The sequence below is a fragment of the Actinacidiphila sp. bgisy144 genome (assembly GCF_057708105.1).
In genome coordinates, this window is sequence record NZ_JBYIRM010000001.1 from 1 (window position 1) to 18,828 (window position 18,828).

The window sequence follows — 18,828 nt, forward strand, 5'->3', positions numbered from 1 at the left end:
CCCCCAACCCCGGTGCAAGGAGGTGCACGTGGCTACGCCCCCGGCGTTCCAGGCCGGCGTGACCGCTCTGGTGCGTGCCGTCGCTCGGCCGGCTGTGGCCCAGCTTCCCTGGCCGGACTTCGATGACCGGTCCTTCAAGGACGAGGAACTGGTGGAGATCACCGCCGGGCGCCTCGCCTGGATCGGCAGCGTCTGGCGCGACCCGGACATCGTGCAGGCGTTGCGCTATGCCAGCCCGGTCCTCGCTCAGGAGGCCGAGGCCCTGGTCAGGGCCGTCACCCCTTCCCCGCGCGACGTTCGCCGCGTCGGGCTGTCGGTGGTGCGCTATCTCTTGCGCGCGCTGCACCGGCCCACGCCGTTCGGGCTGTTCGCCGGGGTGTCCTCAGCCACCTTCGGCACCGACCCGTGCGCCGATTGGGGTGAGAACCACGTGGTCGTAGCCAGTGCCGGTGCGGAATGGCTGGCGAAGCTGATCGAGCAGTTGGAGAGGATCGGGGAGCTACTGCCGCTCCTGTCGGTTGTCGTCACCAACACGGCCTTCGAGCGAGACGGGAGTTTCATCGTCCCTTACCAGGAAGGCGGGCCGGCCGGTCGGCGCCGAGCTGTCGAGGCGGCTGTCGACCTGTCAGCGCCGGTGCGGTTTGTTCTGCGCGCGGCCGGCGCGCCGGTCCTGGTTGGGGAGTTGACCGAGAGGCTGTCTACCGAGTTTCCGGCTGTGGCGCCCGAGCGCGTCCACCGGCTGCTGGCGGGCCTGGTACGGCGGGGGGTTCTGATTACCAACCTTCGTGCGCCGGCCACTGAGACCGACGCTCTCGGTCACCTCGTCGCGCAACTCGACGGGGTCGGCGCCGGGTCTATCCTCCTCCTCGCGGACACGGTCCGGGAGCTTCGCGCGGTCCACACTGGGCTGGAACAGTGCGGCACCGCCGAGGGGCGGGATGCCGTGGCGGCGCGGATGCGCGACCTGGTGCCGGGTCTTCGCCGCCACCCACTCGCCCTCGACCTGCGCCTGGACGCCGATGTGGTACTCCCCGAGGTGGTCGCCCGTGAGGTGGAGCGGGCCGCTGGCGTGCTCACGCGGATCTGTGCCCGCCCGTACGGCACCGAGGCGTGGAACGAGTACCACCAGCGATTCTACGAGCGGTTCGGCATCGGCACGATGGTGCCGCTGCTGGAGGTCGTCGCGGACAGCGGGATCGGCTACCCCGACGGCTATCCGGGCGTTCCAGCGGGCGCGCGCCGGCGGCGTCTGTCGCCCAGGGACGACGTGCTGGTACGGCTCGCTCAGGCCGCGGCACTCGACGACCGCGACGAGGTGGTGCTGAGCGACGAGATCGTGGGCGCACTGGAGCGGGGACCGCGGGAGCCGCGGGTGCCTGCCCACCTGGAGGTCGGCGTGCGGCTGCACGCGGCCAGCCTCGGGGAGGCCAGCCGCGGGCAGTTCAGCGTGGAGATCACGAGCGTGTCCCGCGGGGCCGGGGTGTCCACCGGCCGCTTCCTCAGCGTCCTTCTGCCAGCTCAACGCGAGCTCTTTGAGAGCGAGTTATCTGATCTGCCCACCGCCGACGTGGGCACCGTGGCGGCGCAGCTCTCCTTTCCCCCGCTGCTGCCCGACACCGCCCACGTCACCCGGACTCCGCGCGTGCTACCGCTGGTGGTCAGCCTGCAAGAGCACCGAGCCCCGGACACCACAGTGCTCACGCCAGCGGACCTGGCGGTGGCCTGCGACGGGCGCCGGATGTACCTGGCAGCTCCCGGCCGCGGGGTACGTATCGAGGCCGTCGGCATGCACGCGCTGAACCTCACCGAGCACACCCCACCCCTGGCCCGACTGATCACCGAGGTATCCCGGGCCCAGAACGCCCAGATCACCACGTTCGACTGGGGCGCCGCTGCGGCGATGCCGTTCCTGCCGCGCCTGCGGTACGGCCGCATCGTGCTGGCCCCGGCCCGCTGGCGGCTGGAGGCGGACGACCTCCCCGACCGCCACCGTTCCGGCGGGGAGTGGGACGCGGCGCTGGCTGGCTGGCGGGAGCGCAGGCGGCTCCCGCAGCATGTGCACCTCGTCCAGGACGACCGGCGGCTGCCACTCGACCTCGACCAGGCCGGCCACCGGAGCCTGCTGCGTCAGCACCTCGACCGCGCCCGTACCGCGGTCCTGACCGAGGCCGCACCTCCGGAGGCGAACGGCTGGAGCGGAGGCCGGGCGCACGAGATCGTGGTCCCCCTCAAAGCGGTCCGGCCCCCGGCGTGGCCCGCGCTGCCCACCCCGACCACCGCTCGCACGCTGTCTCCGGCCCAGATCCAGGCACCGGCGGCTTCCTCGGTGCTGCTGGCCGCTCTGTACGGCGACCCTCGGCGCCAGGACACGATCCTCGCCCGGCACGTGCCCGACCTGATGCGGCGCCTCGACTTCCCCTCCTGGTGGTTCATCCGCTTCCGCGACCCACAGCAGCACCTGCGGCTGCGCATCGCTCTGCCGGACCCGGACGACTTCGCCGACACCGCCCGCATGGTCAGCGCATGGGCGGACGAACTGCGCGCCGCCGGGCTGCTGGCGGACCTGCGCTACCCCACCTCCTACCGCGAGATGGGCCGGTGGGGCTCCGGGCCAGCGTGGGACGCGGCCGAGGCCGTGTTCCGCGCGGACTCCCGGGCCGTGGTGGCACAGCTCGTACAGCCCGTCCGGCCGGCTCCGCGCCCGCTGATCGCCGCGCACTTCTTCGCCGTCGCCTCCGCGTTCCTCGGCAGCTCCGTCGGCGGGGCGCGCTGGCTGATCGACCACATCCCGCCAACCGCGCCCGCGCCGGTCCCCCGCCCGCAGTTCGCCGAGAGCGTCACGCTGTCCGACCCGAGCGGCGACTGGGCGGCCCTGCGGTCGGTACCGGGCGGCACGGCAATAGTGGACGCCTGGGCCGGACGCGCAACCGCGCTCGCCGCGTACCGGCCGCACCTGCCAGGGCCGCACACCGACGGCATCGCCGTGGACGACGTGCTGACCTCCCTGCTTCACACGCACTTCGTCCGGCACCTCGCGGTGAACTTCCCCGAGGAAGAGATCTGCCTGTACCTCGCCCGTGCCGCCGCCCTGGCCTTCACCGCCCGCACCCGGAGGCGACCATGACCGACCGCTCCGCGCACACCGTGTCCGCCACCGTCGCCGACCGCCTCGCCCACCCCGACGGGGCGCCGGCGGCGGCCACCGCCGCCAACCGGCAGCACCTCGCCTTCGGTCCGACCGGCATCGCCCTGCTGCACATCGAGCGCGCCGCGGCCGGGCTCGCCCCCTGGCAGCGCGCCCAAGACTGGTTGGTCGCCGCGACGCGCAAGCCCTTCACCAGCGGCCCCGACAGCCACCCCTTCTACGGCGCCCCCGCGCTCGCCCACGCGTTGGCCTGTGCCGCCGACCACCTCCCGGGCTCCTACCGGCGCGGCCTCGATCTGCTGGACCGGCAGGTAACCGCGGACGCCCGGCGCCGGCTGGACGCCGCGCACCGCCGGATCGACGCCGGGCAGCTCCCGGCGCTCGCCGAGTTCGACGCCCTCCGGGGACTTGCTGGCTACGGCGCCTACCTGCTGCGCCGCGACCCGGACGGCCCGGTGACGCTGGCCGTCCTCGACTACTGCGTGCGCCTGACCGAGCCGATCACCCACGACGACGAGCTCCTGCCGGGCTGGTGGGCGCCAACCGGGCCGTCTGGCCGGCCAGACGACCGCTTTCCCGGCGGGCACGCCAACCACGGCATGGCGCATGGCATCGGCGCGGTCCTCGCACTGCTCGCGCTCTCCGCCCGCCGCGGCACCACCGTTACCGGTCACCACCAGGCGATGCGCACCATCCTGGCCTGGCTGGAGCAGTGGAAAACGACCACCGGGCGAGGCGGCGCCTGGCCGTACTGGATCACCCGCGACGAACTGCGTGCCAGCCGGCTCGCGCCCGCCGCGCCACGGCGGCCGAGCTGGTGCTACGGCACGGCGGGCCTGGCCCGCGCACAGCAGCTCGCCGCGCTCGCCCTCGGCGACACCAACCTCCGGGTCGATGCCGAGGCCGCCTTGCTGAACGCGCTCACCGACCCTGCGCAGCTCCGTGCCACCAGCGACAGCGGCCTCTGCCACGGCTTCTCCGGCCTCATGCACCTCACCGCCCGTACCGCCGCCGACGCCGCCCCAGCCGCTGCCAGCCAGCTCCGCGCCACCATCCCCGCCCTTCTCACCGTGCTGCTCCCGCCCGGAGTTTCCCCGGAGGACACGGTCACCCGCCTCCTAGAGGACGACGCGGGCGCCGGCCTACTCGACGGCGCTGCCGGAACCGCGCTGGGGCTGCTCTCCGCGGACAGCGCGAAACCACCCCGCACCGCCTGGGACGCCTGCCTACTCATCGCCTGAACCACCGACCGAAGGACTCGCCATGGGCTGGCACCAGCACAACATCACCTTCCTCAACCGGGACACCGCACAGCGCGCCATCACCGACCGTCTCGCCCCAGCGCTGCTCGCCGCCGAAGCCGACGGGCAGCTCCACAACTGGTGGTTCATGAACAAGCAGCCCTGGCCCCTGCGGTACCTCGCCGACCGCCCCTCCCCGACCATGACCGCTCTGCTGGACGACCTGGTCGCCGACGGCACCGCACAGTCCTGCGCGCTGGGGATCTACGAACCGGAAACCGAGGCGTTCGGCGGGGCCGAAGCCATGACGGCCGCGCACGGCCTCTTCCACGAGGACAGCCGACACCTCGTCAACTACCGTCTCGAACCCGGGCACTTGTGGCGCCGCGAGACTGCCGTCCTGCTGATGAGCAGCCTGATGCGCGCCAGCGGCCTTGACTGGTTCGAGCAGGGCGACGTGTGGGCCAAGGTCGCCGCGCTGCGCCCCGGCACCCTCGCGCCCGAGCGCTCCGCCGCACTCGTCCCGGCGATGCGCACGCTGATGACCACCGACGCCCACAGCCTGTGCCACCCAGGCCGTCCGCTCGAAGGTCACGCCGAATGGATCGCTGCCTTCGAGCGCGCCGGAACGACCCTCGCCTACCTCGCCGCCCACGGCGACCTGACCCGCGGACTGCGCGCCGTCATCGCGCACCACCTGATCTTTCACGCCAACCGTGCCGGTCTGCCATCCGAAGACCAGCACGCCCTGTCCCACATCGCACGAAAGGCAGTCATGGGATCGAGTGAAAACACCGCGCCAGCAGCAGAATCACGCTCCGCGGCCGATAGCGTCACCTCGGTGAACACCGAGACGATCACCTCCCCCGAGGCCGACGCCGAACAACTCCGCAACGCGCTGGTGGACCAGATCCGGGCCGACGGACGCGCCCGGGTCCCCGAGGTCGAAGCGGTCCTGCGCGCCGTCCCGCGCCACCTGTTCGTCCCTGACGCCTCGCTGACCGACGCCTACGCCAACAGCCCGGTCAACATCAAGTACGACACCGACGGCACGTCGATCTCCTGCGCCTCTCAACCCGGCGTCGTCGCCTTGATGCTGGACCAGCTCGAAGCCCAGCCCGGCGAGCGCATCCTCGAACTCGGCGCCGGCACCGGCTACAACGCCGCCCTGATCGGTCACCTCGTCGGGCCGACAGGCCACGTCACCACCATCGACGTCGACGCCGACCTGGTCGAAGGCACCCGCGCCCACCTCGCTGCCGCGGGCGTCACCAACGTCGAGGCACTGACCCGCGACGGCGCCCTCGGCCACGCCGAAGGCGCCCCGTACGACCGGATCATCGCCACCGTCGGCGCGCACGGCATCCCCCACGCCTGGCTCGACCAACTCGCCGACGGCGGGCGCCTCGTCACCCCGCAGCGCCTCACGGGCAGCGTCTCGCGCTCCATCGTCTACGAGAAGCGCGACGGCCGGTGGGTGTCCCTCGGCTCCGAGATGAATACGTTCATGCCGTTGCGCAGAGGCGTGGCCGATGACGACCGCCGCGTCGTCCCGCTCAGCGCGGACGGCACCGTACGCCTCCAGGCCCCGGCCGGCCGGGCAATCGACGCCGACGCCCTGGCTGGCGTCCTGGACCAGCCGCGCGTCGAGGAGTGGACCGGGATGACGGTCCGCGCAATGGAGAGCCCCGAGTGGATGGAGCTGTTCGTCTCCTGCTCCCTGCCCAGCGGCCTGATCCGGATGCTCTTCCCCCAGACCGCCAAGGGCACGGTGCTCACCGACGACCCCTACCCCTCGGCCACGGCCGCCGTCGAGAAGGGCGCGGTCACCTACCTCGCCCGCCGCCTCTCCGACCGGACGACCCCCGAGGGCGGGCGGCTCTGGGAGTTCGGTGTCATCGGCCACGGCCCCGGTAGCGACGAGCTGGCCGCCAAGGTCGCCGACGCCGTCCGAACCTGGGACCGCGAGTACCGGGACCGGGAGGCGACGTTCGAGATCCTGCCGCTCGACGGCCCGGCGGTTGAGCAGCGGCCCGGCGCCTTCGTCCTCGACACACCGCTGAACCGCATCCTCGTCACCTGGCAGTAGCCAGCCGGCCGTGGGGTGCCCGCCGGGTCGGTGGGCACCCCACGAGCCCCCGCGCACTCCACGCCTTCCTCATCTCCGGGGGAACACCATGGACCCAAACGGACCAATAGCCCAGCGCTTCCCGCTCATCTCCCGATTCCGGCCTGCGTGCCTGCCCCTCCCCCGGCGCGTCTACGGCCTGGTCGAACTCGCCGACGCCGCAGCCACCAAAGCTGACCAGGGCATGGCCTCCGCGGTCTACAACCAGGCCGCGCTCCTAGCCTCCGACCTCGCCATGCCCGACCTCGCTCGGAAGATGTGCCACCAGCACGCTGCCGCCTACCTCCACGCCGCCCCCTTGCCCGGGATGACCGCGATCCGCGCCCTCGAACCCGTGGTGAACCTCGCCAGACTCCAGATCCGCGCGGGCCACACGGACGACGGCCGCTACCGCCTGCTCAGGCTCTACGAGGCCGTCACCACCGGCACCACCGCTCAGTTCGAGGGCGTCCACGTGCCGGCCGACCTCACCCTCAGCGACACCGACCGCCACGAGGTGAGGGCCTGGCTGTGGCGCGTCATCCTGGCCGACGGGACCCGCACCCTGACCACGGCCGGGCGCTGGGCGGAGGCCCTGGCCCACATCGAAGAGCACCGGGGCGTCGGGCAGCGGATGCTCGACGGCCGCCAAGTCGCCATCCTCGCGACGCTCGGCCGCAACCCCGCGGACGCCGCCGCGCTCGTGGCGGAGACAACCCCCGGCGAATCCTGGGAGAACGCCGTCACCGGCTGCCTCCGTGTGATGTGCGACCGCGCCCTGCTCCGCCCGGTCAGCCCCCTCCTTGACTTGCTGGTGGACGGCTACGTCGAGCGCCAACCCGACCCTGGCACCACCGTCTTCGACACTCGGCTCGGCCTCACGATCCTGGACCTTCTCGACCCGCGCCAAGACGACACTGCTCACCAGATCGCCGAAGAGCTGCACCGCCGGGCCATCACGGCGACCGACGGCTACGCGGCCCGCGAGTGCTTGGCCACACCCCGCTTCGCATCTAGCCTCACGCTGAGTCAGGACCGAGCGACCCGCGAACTCGTCCACGAATGTGCATTGCAGCGCGGTAGCCTCCCCGAACTTCGGACCTCACAGATCACGAAGGCCCTACGCATCAGCGACGAAGTCATCCGAAAGAGCCTCACTGGCCCGCACGGCCAACCTGACGCCTAAAGCTGCATCTGGAAGAGACGATCACTCGGCGCGGAGTCCCCATGCCCCAGGAAGGGGCACAGCGCGCCCCTGGTGCGGACGTTGTGACGTGCGAGGTGAGTCGGGCTGCCGGCATGTGGCCCACCGGCCGAGGACCGCGAGTACCGTTCTGAATGTCTAGGTCAGAACGGAGCCCAGCATGCCCTACCCCGCAGACGCCGCGGGAGGCGTCCCCGGCGACCGACTCAAAGCCGCCCGCCTCCGCCGCGGCCTCACCCAAGAAGAACTCGCCGAGCAAGCCGGCCTGAGCCTGGGCGTGGTCAAGAAGCTCGAACGTGGCGGAATCGGTCGCTTGGAGACTTACCACGCGCTCGCCCGAGCCCTACACGTACGCACCTCCGCGCTCTTCGACTCGCCCGGGCCGCACGAGTCGCGCCGCAGCGACGGCGACAACATCGGGCTCATGGCCTTGCGTCGCGCCATCGCGCCGCCGATCACCCTGACCGGACGTCTCCGACCACCCGCCGACGTCGACACCGAGCCCGATGTCGACCAGCTCGCCGCGACCGCCCGCACCGTCGCCACTGCCTACCACCGAGACGATTACCGCACCGTCGCGGAACTCCTTCCACCTCTCGTGCTGTCCGCGCACGAGGTCGTCGACCACGTAGCCGACGGCCCCCAGCACACCGAAGCGCTGCGAACCCGCTCCGACATCCTTCAGATGGCCGGCCGGTACCTCACGCAGGTACGCGCCTACGACCTCGCCCACATCGCGCTTAGAGACGCTGTCGACGACGCCGTGCGAGTGGATGAGCTGGGGGCAGTAGCAGGCGCGGTCTACCAGCAGGGATGGCTGCTGATGCGCCAGGGCCGCCTTGATGAGGCCGAGGCCGTGAGTGTGGCGACAGCTGAGGCGGTCGAGCCGCGCATCTCCAGGGCGTCGCGCCAATCCCTGGGCGCATGGGGCAAGCTCTTGGTTCACGGTTCCGCAGCGGCTGCGCGAAACAACAGAGGCAGCGAGGCCAGGGAGATGCTACGTCTCGGCCGTACCGCGGGGGTGGCACTGGCCGGAGGTACGGCTGTGGCGGAATCGTCCTGGGGGAAGTTCGACTGGCGCACCATCGCCTACCAGTCCGTGGAAAATCACCTCGTTGCGCAGAAGCCCGACCTCGTACTGCGCCTGTCCGAGCGCATCGCGGACAGCGGCAGCACCACGTTCATGCGCCGCCACCTGCTGGACGTGGCACAGGCCCACGCCATGCTCGGCCATCGCGACGATGCCATGGAAATCTTGGAGCGCCTGAAGTCCGAGACCCCAGAGTGGCTGCGGCATCAGCAAATGGCAGCCGACACATTCCATCTGGTGCAACGGCAAGGACGGGCCACCGCGCGAGCCCGCCTGTTGGCGTCTTTCTTCGACGCCCGATAGGGACCACGCAACGTGGCCGTTGCGATGTGACGTCACGTCAAAAGACCATGCGCCATGCCTGTTAGCGGACTGTCGCCGCTCGTAACTTCTGATGGTGCACCGGGGGATGCCCGGCCGCCACCAAGACGTAGCGATGAAGGAAGCCGTGATAACGGCATCTCCTTCGTCGCTCTGTAGACCCTTGTGGCTGTCCGCCGCCCTCCTCCCGGCCAGTCGGAACTCCCGGCGCTCGCCCCGTTCCCCCGTCGGGGCGGGCGCCGGGTTCTGTCCATGGAGGATTCCTGATGTCCCATGCTGTCCGTCCACGAGTCGTGGATTCCGCGATCGCGACGGTGATCATGCGGCGCGTCGTCGTGCCGGTGGTGGTGTGGGCCGCGGTACCGATCGGGGGCTGGGCGGCGTGCGCATTGGCCGGCCGCCCGGTACCCGGCCCCTACAGCACCGCGTTGGGGGTGGCGTGCCTGCTCGGGGCTGCGGGGAGCGCGTGGGCTGGTGCACGGAAACTTGTGGCCGAGAACAACGCGGCGCGCCAGGTCCAGGCTGCCGGTACTGACCCGCGAGCGGAGGAGTGCGCCTTCTGGCGCAGGACGAGTGAGTCCCTGGACTCCGCCGTCCAGGTACTGCGCGCGGCATACAGCGATCTGGCTGCGGCTCACCGTGACGAGGGCGCGGCGGCAGCCGATCGGCAGTTTCGCGCGGTGACGTCGGCGTGGCTGGACCACTACGCGGCGACCGCCGAGGACATCGCGGCGGCTGCCGACGCAGCGCTGCAGGAGATACGAGCGGGCGCACTTCCGCCCCGGCAGGCCATCCCGGAGTTGCTGGGCCGACCGGGCAACAGCCCGTTCGACACGGTGGATCGCAAGCTCCGCTTGCTGAGTCACACGGTGCGGGACACGGTCATTCAGGCTGCCGCGCTGCCCACGCAGAGGACGGGTGCGGAACTGCGGGCGCTCGGTGGGCTGGGCCGGCGGCAGCGCACCCATCTGGACCGCGTGCTGCAGGAGATGGACCGGTTGGAGAACCGAACGGCGGACCCGGATCTGCTGCACGGACTGCTGCGCGTGGACCACCTGCTGGTGCAGATGCGGCGCGATGGTGATGCGATGCAGGTCCTGGCGGGCGATCACCTGCGCAGGACCGGTGACGCGGCGGATGTCGTGACCATCCTGCGGCAGGCGATCCAGGAGATCGCCGACTACGAACGCGTCCGCATCAGGACTGCAGCGCCGGTGGCGGTAGCCGCCGCGGTCCGGTCCTCCCTCATCCACGTGGTGGCCGCCCTGGTGGAGAACGGCACGCGGTTCTCCCGGGAGACGGTGGAGGTGGACAGCGAGCTGGGCTCGGAGGGTCTGGTCATCACCGTGACCGACACCGGTCTGCACATGTCGCCCGACGATCTGCGTGCCAACAACGGGCTGCTGTCCGACCCGACCGACACCATGGTCCGGGACCGTCTGCTGGAAGGGCGGATCGGGTTACTGGCCGTCTCCCGCTTGGCGCGCCAGCACAATCTGGCCTGCGCGCTGCACCCGGGCGGCACCCGTGGGACACGGGCCACGGTGGTGGTGCCCGCCAGGTGGTTGGTGCAGGCCGGGCCGACGATCCTGCCGCCACAGGCTGTGGCCCCGCCCGTGCTGCCGCGCCCCGACAGCCCGCGGCCGGAGCACGGCCGTGCCACGTCGGTACCCGGGGCCGGGCACGACGGCCCGCACCGGCCGCCGTTGCCGCAGCGCAGCCGCACCACACCGCAGGTGGCAACCACGTCGAGCCCGGGCCCGGGCCGTACGCCCGGCGCGCCCGCGCCTGCGTCGGGGGTGGTCGGCGCCTTCCTCCAGGGCCGCCGGCTCGCCGCAGCGGACCGGTCCGACGATGTCCGCAGCGACCCGTGACCACCCGCGCCCCTTCGCCCACACCTGTCGGCACGCCGACCGGTGCCGCCCCTACAGACCTTCGTGGAGTGACCATGACCGACACCGCGGCGACCGCCACACACAGGCACGAGCTGACAGCGGTGCTCACCCGCTTCCGGGCGGGGCTGCCCGGAGCGCTGCGTGCCGTGCTGGCCACGACCGACGGACTGGTGGTCGCGGCGGCCGAGGACGCCGCGCGGGAGGACGCGGAGCGCCTGGCCGCCATCGGCGCCGGCCTGCACTCCCTGGCCCGGGGCCTGGACGACGGCCACCTGCGCCAGGCGTTCATCGAGACCCCGACCTCCAGGGTGTTCGTGGTGGGCGCCGCCGAGGGCACCGTGCTGTCGGTCGTCGCCAGGCTTGAGGCGGACCCGGTCCTGGTGGGGCACGAGATGGGGCTCATGGTGGCCCGCGTCGAGAGTCACCTGGCCACGCCGGCACGGGAGCGCGAGCGGTGACGCCCTCGCCCGGACGTACCGGCACCGCGGAACCGGTCGCGGAGCCGACGCCCCGTGAGCCGCGCACCTACGTGGTCACCGGGGGCCGTACGCGCAGCCGTCGCGTACTGGGCCTGGAAACGCAGGTGATGCCCGCAGGCATCAGCGCGCCGGCGGCCGTGGCCGAGGGCGCGCAGGTGCTTCTGGCCTGCCGCGGGCGACGCAGTGTGTCGGTGGCTGAGGTCGCGGCGGCGCTCAGGAGGCCGGTGTGGGCGGCCAAGATCCTCATCGACGACCTGCTCGACCTCGGTGTGCTGCTCCTTCCGCGCACGGCCGCCGCTGCGCCCGGGAGTGATGTGGCGGTCTTACGTCGTGTTCTGGAAGGACTCAGCAGATGGTCGTGACGACTGGCCAGCCGGTCTCCGGCACCGCCGATGAGACGGCCGCGATGACCGCGGTGAAGATCCTGGTCGCCGGTGCGTTCGGGGTCGGGAAGACCACCCTGGTCACTGCGGTCAGCGAGATCCCGCCGCTGCACACCGAGGAGCGGTTGAGCCTGCCCGGCGCTGGCCGTGACGACCTGGCGGGGGTGGAGGGCAAGCACACCACCACCGTCGCGATCGACTTCGGGCGCCTCTCGCTCGACACGGAGTTGACGTTGTACCTGTTCGGCACACCCGGACAGGAGCGGTTCTGGTTCCTGTGGGACGGGCTGACCGACGGCGCGATAGGCGTCCTGGTCATGGTCGACACCCGCCGGCTGACGGACTCCTTCCACACCATCGGGCATTGCGAGCACCGCGGCATCCCCTTCGTGGTCGTCGTCAACCTTTTCCAAAACGACCCCTACCGCTACACCCCCAGCGAGATCCGCGACGCCCTCGACCTGCCCGCACACGTGCCGGTCATCGCGGCCGACGCCCGCTCCCGGGCGCAGGCCACCGCCGCCCTGATCGCACTGGTCCGCCACGCCCTGACCCGCCACAGCTCCACAGTCCCTTTCCACGGAGCGTCCGTATGACGACCTACGACCCCGCGTCCGGGCTGCGCGTCCCGACCCGGGACGACGACCTGGAGCGCCGCACCAGCCTCCTGCACGAACTCGGGCTGCTGGATGTCGAGTCCGACTCCGAACTCGACGAGATCGCCGGCTTCTTGGGCGAGGCTGCCGGCCAGCCGTGGGCCATGGTGAACTTCATCACCGACCAGCAGCGTTTCCCCGGTCTGTATGTGGCGCCCGACGCGCTCCCCGTCGCGCGGAGCATGCCGCTCACGCACGGGTACTGTCCGGACGTACTCCACCGGCCCGTCGCGATGGTCCTGCCCCACCTGCACAGCCACCCGAGGCTGAAAAGCAATCCTGTGGTCGACGGCCTGGGCGTGCTCACCTACAGCGGAGCCCCCCTCATCCACCACCAACTGGGCCTGTGCTTCGGCACGGTGTGCTTCATCGGGGACGCACCCATGGACCAATCCACCGGACAGCGCAGCCTCGCCCAGGTCAATGCAGCACGCGACGAAGCTCTCGCTGTGATCGACCGGCGGGCGCGCGAGCGGGGGCTGCTGTGACGCTGCCCACCGTCCTCACCTTGCCGCAGCTGGACGCCGTGCGCAGCGCGGCCCGCGACTTCGCGATCGCCGAGATCGCGCCGCTCGTCGCCCGCATGGAACGTGAGCGCCTGGTCGACCGGCACCTGCCCCGGCTGCTCGCCGAAGAAGGCTGGGTCGGTGCGACCGTGCCGTCCCGCTACGGCGGGATGGACGTCGGCCACACCGCGGGCGCAATCATCGTCGAGGAAGTCTCGCGTGTTAGCGCGGCCGCAGGAGCGATCCTGCAGGCGATCACCCTGGGCACCGCTCCGATCCTCCACCTGGGCACCGCGCAGCAACAGGAGCGGTGGCTGCCCGCCATCGCCTCCGGGCAGATGATCCCGACGATCGCCGTTACCGAGCCCGACTCCGGCGGGCACGTCCTGGGCATGCACGCCACCGCCCGGCGCCGCGGCCGTGGCTGGGAAGTGACCGCGGTGAAATGCCACATCGGCAACTCCCACGTCGCCACCCACCACGTCGTCGTCGCCCGCACCGGGCCCGGCTCCCGCGGCCTGACCGCGTTCGTGGTGCGCGCGGACTCGCCTGGTGTCTCTCTCGCCCCGCACGGAAGGCTGCTGGGGCTGCACGGATTCAGTGCCGGCCGCGTGCACTTCGCCGGTGTGCGCGTCGGCGACGACCACGTCCTGGGCGAGGTCGGCGACGGGCTGACCGCCGCGTACGCCACCTCCATCCTCTACGGCCGGCCCCAGCTGGCGGCTGTCGCCCTCGGCCTGCACACTGCCCTGCTGAATAGCACCGTGGCTTTCGCAGAGCAGCGGCCCCGCTACGGGCGGACGATCGCGGACCTGCCCACCGTGATCGACAAGATCGGCCGTATCGAGGCGAACCGCCGGTCCGCAGCACTGGCCCTCTACACCGCCACCCGGGACCTCGACCTCGGGCAGCCCTGCGACGCCGACCTGATCCACGCCAAACTCGTCGGCGGCGACCTGCTCCTGGACAGCGTGCGGATAGCGATGGAAGTCCACGGCGCAGGGGGCCTGGACGATACCGCGCCCGTCGCGCGCTGCTCGCGCGACGCCTTCCACATCTACGCGCCCGCCGGAACCGCGGATATCCAGCGCCTGCGGCTGGCCCAGCACGCCCGGGGCCTCGACACCCATCACCAGCAGTTCTCCGAGATCTACCCCGGCCGGTGGGCACACCTGCACACCCCCACGCCGCTGCCTGCCGCGCACCCCGACAGCACGAGGCCCCCGGCCGCGAACGCCGCCAACCACACCTGACCCGCCCTCACCCACCCGCCCGCCCAGGAGCACCCGATGACCGCCACCGCCACCCTCACCCGGCCGACCACCGAACGCCACGTGCTCCTCGAACTGCGCCTGGACGCCGGCGACATGCGCGCCCTGGGTCGGCTGCACGCCATCACCGCCGCCGCCGATGCCGGTGTCCGGCTCCTGCGCCTGGTCAGCCCGCCCACTCACCCCCAGCTCACCGCGCTGTGGACCCACGCCGTCACCATCGGCATGGCCGTGGAGATCACCAACGACCTCACCACCTACCGGCCCACGCGCCCCGCCGACGGAGCTGCCGTAGTGGTGATCGGCGGCGACGGCCGGGCCCGGCTGACGGTCGACCTCGCCGTCGACGACCTCCTCGACGGCACCTTCGACACCCTCCTCCACGGCATCCACCACACCCTGCACGCTGTCAACGCCGCCGCCACCGTCGCGCCGTAGCCGACCGGCCTCGAACCCCCGCTGCCCGACCCGTGCCCCCGTCGGGACGGGCAGCGGGCCCCACTCCCAGATTCGCCTGCCGACCGCACTCGTCGGCTCCCCGAGACCCCTTTGCAGGAGCCCACCGTGACCAGCACGCCGCTTTCGGCTGCCGAAAAACGGCAGAAAGAGGCCGCCGACCTGCGCGCGATGTACGACGCGGGCGCCAGCACCACCTCTTTGGAGCGCGAATTCCGGCTGTCCCATGGGACCGTCATCAACCGTCTGCGCCAGGCCGGTGTCGTCATCCGCACCCGGGAGCAGACCACTCAGCTCAAACGCCAGGCCCGCCGCGACACGGCACTGGACCTCCGCGCCCGCTACGAGCACGGTGCGACCCCCCGGGACCTGGCAGCCCGGAGCGGCCACACCAAGGATCAAGTTCGCCAACTGCTTGCCGAGGCCGGCACGGACATGCGCCCGCGAGGCCACCACTGCCAGGACCCGGCGGACATCCACGCCCGCGAGCTGGTTGCCGCCGCACTGCGCACACGCTACGAGCACCACCAGCCCACCTCGGAGTTGGCCGACCTCTGCCACCTGCCGGTCAACACCGTCTACAGGTGGCTGCGCCAGGCCGGCACGACCATGCGTTCCGCCCACCGGCCACCCACCCGCAAGTCGTGATTGTGCGACGCGCCCCGCGGTCAATCCGCCTTCCCGAACCGACTGGACTTCACGTGCCCGACGACCTGCCCACCGAACCGCTGGAGCTGCTCGCCCTGATCGAGCAGGACGTGCACGTGATGCGACGTGCGTCCCGCGGCGGCACCCAAACCCTTCCGGCCGCAGTCGCCCGCAATGCCGCCGCCGTCGGCGAGGTAGCCGAGCACTGGGTGCCGGTGGCCGCCGCTCTTCGCGACTCCACCGCCTCTCCCACGCACCGGGCCCATTGGGACCAGCTCATCGACACCACCGACCTGACCCAACCGGTGCACACCTTCGAGGCGGTCATGCTCCGCGCCCGGGACCTGCTCCAGCTCCTCCACGCCCTCAAGGACGCCCTGACGTACCAGCGGTCGGTCCACGACGTGGCCACGGCGATCGCAGCGGACATCAGCAGCGGCACCTGGACCCCGGACGCCTGGCTGGTCCTGGCCGACCTGGCGGACGAGTTCGACGTGCCGAAAGAGTGGGTGCGATTCGCACTGGCCGACCTCGTCACTGACGGCCTCGTCACCGTGAAGGCCAACGGCGCGCACAAGGTGGGAGGAGACGATGACCGTTGACGCCGACAGCCTCGACGCCTCAGACACGCAGCTCTACCTCGCCGGCGAACGACTCCGCCGGGCCGCCGTGATCGTGGGCATCCCCCTCACCCCGGGAATCCCCCGCCGCGGCAGCATCCAACTCTCCCCGCTCCACTACAACGCTGTGCTCCTCCTGGGCAACGTGGTCCTCGATCACGCGGTCCTCCTGACGGCCACCGGAACGGCGGACGCTTGGGACGAACCTGTCCCTGCCGACCTGCGCGCCGACCAGGCAGCTGACTGGCTCCGCACTGCGTGCGCGCTGGCCTGCATCCCCGGCCTCGATACCGGCCTGTCCACCGAAGGTCTGCGCGTCCTACTGCCACCGCTCGATTTGGCCACCATCACCGCGCTCACCCTGCCTATCACCGCCCAGGCCGACGCCCTAACCCGCACGGCGGCCGACCTGTGCGACGCCCTCGACATGCACAAGCTGCGGTCGATGGCGCCCCACGCAAGAGGCGGCCTGATCCACACCGGCTGGATGCCCCTCCCCCAGGCCATCACGCTGCTCGCCCTCCTCGGCAGCCCCAACTACGGGTATCTGCGCGGCACGGACGACGACGAGGCTACGGCCGTGGCGGTCGCGGCCCTGGTCGACCGCCTCGAAACCCTGCTCGATGGCCAGCTGTTCCCGCGAGCGCAGGGCAACAGCTGCCACAAGTGTGGAACAGGGCCCGCCATCACCATCGGCCCCCTCACCCCCAGCGGTGCGCGAACTCTGACGACCCACCTGCGCACGGTGACCGCGTGAACCGCGCCACTCGCGACGACGCAGACGACGAGCACGCCATGGCCCGCCAGTGGCGCCGCACCCTGACCACCTACCGCCACAACCATCAGCACCGGGAAGAGGAGACGTGACCACCGCACCCGCCAGCCCGCCCCACGACGACGACATCACGATCGCCACCTGCAACGTGGAGAAGAACGGATTCGGCAACCCCGACCTCCGCCGCGCTGCCTACGCCCTCCTGCGCGAGCACAACGTGGACCTGATCTTCCGGCAGGAGATGTTCAAGGCCACCGAGGCCCAGCACGCCGTCATGTACGAGGCGGAGCGGGCACTCGGAATGCGCGGCTGGCTCGGCTCCGGCCCCACGAACAACCCCACCGCCGTGTTCGCCAACACTGACCTCTTCCGGCCGCTCGGCAACTGGCCCGCCCCGTGGGACGGCTTCAAGATGCCGCCGACCGCCGTCACCCTCCAGCTTCGCGACGCAGGCCCCGACTCCACACCGATCATCGCGGTCGCCGCCCACCTGAACTACGCCTCCTACGCCCTGCGCGAGATCGAAGCGGGGTGGATCACCTACTTCAACGACAAGACGGTGACACTGCCCAACGGACAGACCCGGCACGCGCGGATGCTCGCCGGCCTCGACGGCAACTCCTACCCCACCACCACGCCCGGCGTGGCGGACATACGCCTGCCCGAACTGGACAAGATCCCGGACCTCCCCCACCGCGCACACCGCAGCCGCCCCGGCCCCGACAGCACCCGCGTCATGGACCAGGAACCCCACAAGCTGCTCCACACCGGAGGCTGCCGAGACATCGCCCTCCACCTCGCCCGCACGGTCCACCGCCCCTTGGCACCGACCATGCTCGCCTGCGACACCCACGGCCCCGACGCCCGGGTGGACTGGCTCCTGTCCAGCCCCGAACTCCTCCCCGCATTCCACTCCGTGACGACGGTCGACACGCAGCACCTCTCCGACCACAACCTTGTCATCGCCCGTGCCAATCGCGGAGCCCTGGCCCGGCTGCTGTCAGCCACGGAATGACCGAACCGACCAGCAGCCACCTGGAGACGAGCATGAAGAAACTTGTCGCAGTCACCGCGAACATCGAGGACAACGGCCGCACGTCCGCCCAGCGGCAGAAAGCACGCGAGATCCTCCGTTCGATAGGGCCCGACATCGTGTTCCGGCAGGAGCTGCCGGGCGCACACTACGAGGGCTACCGCGAACTCCAGCAGGAGGCGAACTTCCTCGGCGGGCTGGTGGCGTTCATGTGCCTGCCGCAGCCCGGTAAAGCCTCGCGCCCGGTCGGTGTGATGGTCTCTCCCACCGTCTTCGAGATCCTGAGCCACGAAGAGCGCGGACAGGGCTGGAAACCGGCATGCATCGTCCGCGTCCGGTTCCGCGGCACCGACCGCGTTCTGCAACTGGCCTCACACCACCTGTGCCACAACGACGGGGCGACGCGCGCGACCGAGGCACTCGGCTTGACCGACCTGGCCGACCACGGCGGCACCGCCCTGATAGGGATGGACGCCAACAGCTACCCGGTCCCCAGCCCGCTCGAAGTCACCCTGCCGAACCTGGACAGCATCGATGACCCGGTGCATTTCGAGCACCGGACGATCTGGCGCGACGGCCAGCGTGTGCCCGACACCGCCCCGGACGAGATCCTCACCGGAGCCCATCGCAAGGGCAGCCGGCCGGGCCCGTTCATCGACCTCGGCCGCTACGCCGCGTACAACCTCGGCCAGCCCGAGGCCCTCACCCCCACCGCGAGCCTGCACCGCACCGACCAGGGCCCACGAACGCGGATCGACCGGATCTACGCCACCCCGAACCTCGCGCCCGCGCTGACGTCCGTCACCGTCGACGCCGGCGACGATGTCGTGGCTGTCACCGACCACGCCCTGGTGGTGGCCACTTTCGACCGGAAACGCATGATTGAAGCCCTCTGACCGCAGCCGCCGGTCCAGTCCACCGGACGGTCAAGAACGCGGCCAAGCCCCGTTCACCGCCCTTCCCGCCTGGACCACCTCCCGCCCCCTCCTGGCGCCGCC

17 protein-coding genes are annotated in these 18,828 nt (G+C 71.3%); all 17 read left to right on the forward strand.

Annotation, left to right across the window (positions count from 1 at the left end; translation table 11 throughout):
• The first annotated feature begins 22 nt into the window (after nucleotides 1-22).
• The 17 genes from AC3EVP_RS00005 (at nucleotide 23) to AC3EVP_RS00085 (ending at nucleotide 18,726) form a co-directional block, all read left to right on the forward strand.
• On the forward strand, nucleotides 23-3,124 hold the full coding sequence (locus tag AC3EVP_RS00005; protein WP_435124393.1) for a lantibiotic dehydratase: 3,102 nt from the start codon (nucleotides 23-25) through the stop codon (nucleotides 3,122-3,124).
• A complete protein-coding gene (locus AC3EVP_RS00010) occupies nucleotides 3,121-4,386 on the forward strand; it encodes a lanthionine synthetase C family protein (protein WP_435124396.1) in 1,266 nt (421 codons plus the stop codon). Before AC3EVP_RS00005 ends, AC3EVP_RS00010 begins: the two co-directional genes overlap by 4 nt.
• A gap of 22 nt (nucleotides 4,387-4,408) precedes the next feature.
• Nucleotides 4,409-6,475, forward strand: coding sequence for a methyltransferase, FxLD system (gene fxlM / locus AC3EVP_RS00015; RefSeq protein ID WP_435124399.1), 2,067 nt, complete (start codon nucleotides 4,409-4,411; stop codon nucleotides 6,473-6,475).
• A gap of 88 nt (nucleotides 6,476-6,563) precedes the next feature.
• Entirely contained in the window at nucleotides 6,564-7,679 is a 1,116-nt protein-coding gene (locus tag AC3EVP_RS00020; protein ID WP_435124402.1) for a hypothetical protein, read from the forward strand.
• A gap of 178 nt (nucleotides 7,680-7,857) precedes the next feature.
• Nucleotides 7,858-9,090 (forward strand): helix-turn-helix domain-containing protein, encoded by a 1,233-nt coding sequence (locus tag AC3EVP_RS00025; protein ID WP_435124405.1) that lies wholly within the window; start codon nucleotides 7,858-7,860, stop codon nucleotides 9,088-9,090.
• A gap of 452 nt (nucleotides 9,091-9,542) precedes the next feature.
• On the forward strand, nucleotides 9,543-10,982 hold the full coding sequence (locus AC3EVP_RS00030; protein WP_435124408.1) for an ATP-binding protein: 1,440 nt from the start codon (nucleotides 9,543-9,545) through the stop codon (nucleotides 10,980-10,982).
• 74 nt (nucleotides 10,983-11,056) lie between these two features.
• Nucleotides 11,057-11,461 (forward strand): roadblock/LC7 domain-containing protein, encoded by a 405-nt coding sequence (locus tag AC3EVP_RS00035; protein WP_435124411.1) that lies wholly within the window; start codon nucleotides 11,057-11,059, stop codon nucleotides 11,459-11,461.
• Nucleotides 11,458-11,844: a DUF742 domain-containing protein gene (locus AC3EVP_RS00040; protein ID WP_435124414.1), complete on the forward strand. Its 387-nt coding sequence runs from the start codon at nucleotides 11,458-11,460 to the stop codon at nucleotides 11,842-11,844. Before AC3EVP_RS00035 ends, AC3EVP_RS00040 begins: the two co-directional genes overlap by 4 nt.
• Nucleotides 11,835-12,461, forward strand: coding sequence for a GTP-binding protein (locus tag AC3EVP_RS00045; protein ID WP_435124417.1), 627 nt, complete (start codon nucleotides 11,835-11,837; stop codon nucleotides 12,459-12,461). The genes AC3EVP_RS00040 and AC3EVP_RS00045 overlap by 10 nt, the downstream gene beginning before the upstream one ends.
• Complete coding sequence (locus AC3EVP_RS00050; RefSeq protein ID WP_435124420.1) at nucleotides 12,458-13,009, forward strand: GAF domain-containing protein; 552 nt, start codon at nucleotides 12,458-12,460, stop codon at nucleotides 13,007-13,009. Before AC3EVP_RS00045 ends, AC3EVP_RS00050 begins: the two co-directional genes overlap by 4 nt.
• The gene (locus AC3EVP_RS00055) at nucleotides 13,006-14,280 is read left to right on the forward strand and encodes an acyl-CoA dehydrogenase family protein (protein ID WP_435124423.1); all 1,275 of its coding nucleotides are present in this window, start codon (nucleotides 13,006-13,008) and stop codon (nucleotides 14,278-14,280) included. The genes AC3EVP_RS00050 and AC3EVP_RS00055 overlap by 4 nt, the downstream gene beginning before the upstream one ends.
• Nucleotides 14,281-14,316: 36 nt before the next feature.
• On the forward strand, nucleotides 14,317-14,736 hold the full coding sequence (locus AC3EVP_RS00060) for a hypothetical protein (RefSeq protein ID WP_435124427.1): 420 nt from the start codon (nucleotides 14,317-14,319) through the stop codon (nucleotides 14,734-14,736).
• A gap of 126 nt (nucleotides 14,737-14,862) precedes the next feature.
• Entirely contained in the window at nucleotides 14,863-15,402 is a 540-nt protein-coding gene (locus tag AC3EVP_RS00065) for a helix-turn-helix domain-containing protein (RefSeq protein ID WP_435124430.1), read from the forward strand.
• A gap of 53 nt (nucleotides 15,403-15,455) precedes the next feature.
• On the forward strand, nucleotides 15,456-16,004 hold the full coding sequence (locus tag AC3EVP_RS00070) for a GntR family transcriptional regulator (protein WP_435124433.1): 549 nt from the start codon (nucleotides 15,456-15,458) through the stop codon (nucleotides 16,002-16,004).
• Entirely contained in the window at nucleotides 15,994-16,779 is a 786-nt protein-coding gene (locus AC3EVP_RS00075; protein WP_435124436.1) for a hypothetical protein, read from the forward strand. Before AC3EVP_RS00070 ends, AC3EVP_RS00075 begins: the two co-directional genes overlap by 11 nt.
• Before the next feature lie 106 nt (nucleotides 16,780-16,885).
• Nucleotides 16,886-17,812 (forward strand): hypothetical protein, encoded by a 927-nt coding sequence (locus tag AC3EVP_RS00080; RefSeq protein ID WP_435124439.1) that lies wholly within the window; start codon nucleotides 16,886-16,888, stop codon nucleotides 17,810-17,812.
• Nucleotides 17,809-18,726: an endonuclease/exonuclease/phosphatase family protein gene (locus AC3EVP_RS00085; protein ID WP_435124442.1), complete on the forward strand. Its 918-nt coding sequence runs from the start codon at nucleotides 17,809-17,811 to the stop codon at nucleotides 18,724-18,726. Before AC3EVP_RS00080 ends, AC3EVP_RS00085 begins: the two co-directional genes overlap by 4 nt.
• Nucleotides 18,727-18,828: the final 102 nt, after the last annotated feature.

What these genes read in the sequence shown, in the direction of transcription:
- AC3EVP_RS00025 (WP_435124405.1), top strand. Translation starts at nt 7,858, where the DNA reads ATGCCCTACCCCGCAGACGCCGCGGGAGGCGTCCCCGGCGACCGACTC.
- AC3EVP_RS00085 (WP_435124442.1), top strand. Translation starts at nt 17,809, where the DNA reads ATGACCGAACCGACCAGCAGCCACCTGGAGACGAGCATGAAGAAACTT.
- AC3EVP_RS00035 (WP_435124411.1), top strand. Translation starts at nt 11,057, where the DNA reads ATGACCGACACCGCGGCGACCGCCACACACAGGCACGAGCTGACAGCG.
- AC3EVP_RS00060 (WP_435124427.1), top strand. Translation starts at nt 14,317, where the DNA reads ATGACCGCCACCGCCACCCTCACCCGGCCGACCACCGAACGCCACGTG.
- AC3EVP_RS00010 (WP_435124396.1), top strand. Translation starts at nt 3,121, where the DNA reads ATGACCGACCGCTCCGCGCACACCGTGTCCGCCACCGTCGCCGACCGC.
- AC3EVP_RS00075 (WP_435124436.1), top strand. Translation starts at nt 15,994, where the DNA reads ATGACCGTTGACGCCGACAGCCTCGACGCCTCAGACACGCAGCTCTAC.
- AC3EVP_RS00050 (WP_435124420.1), top strand. Translation starts at nt 12,458, where the DNA reads ATGACGACCTACGACCCCGCGTCCGGGCTGCGCGTCCCGACCCGGGAC.
- AC3EVP_RS00045 (WP_435124417.1), top strand. Translation starts at nt 11,835, where the DNA reads ATGGTCGTGACGACTGGCCAGCCGGTCTCCGGCACCGCCGATGAGACG.
- fxlM (WP_435124399.1), top strand. Translation starts at nt 4,409, where the DNA reads ATGGGCTGGCACCAGCACAACATCACCTTCCTCAACCGGGACACCGCA.
- AC3EVP_RS00020 (WP_435124402.1), top strand. Translation starts at nt 6,564, where the DNA reads ATGGACCCAAACGGACCAATAGCCCAGCGCTTCCCGCTCATCTCCCGA.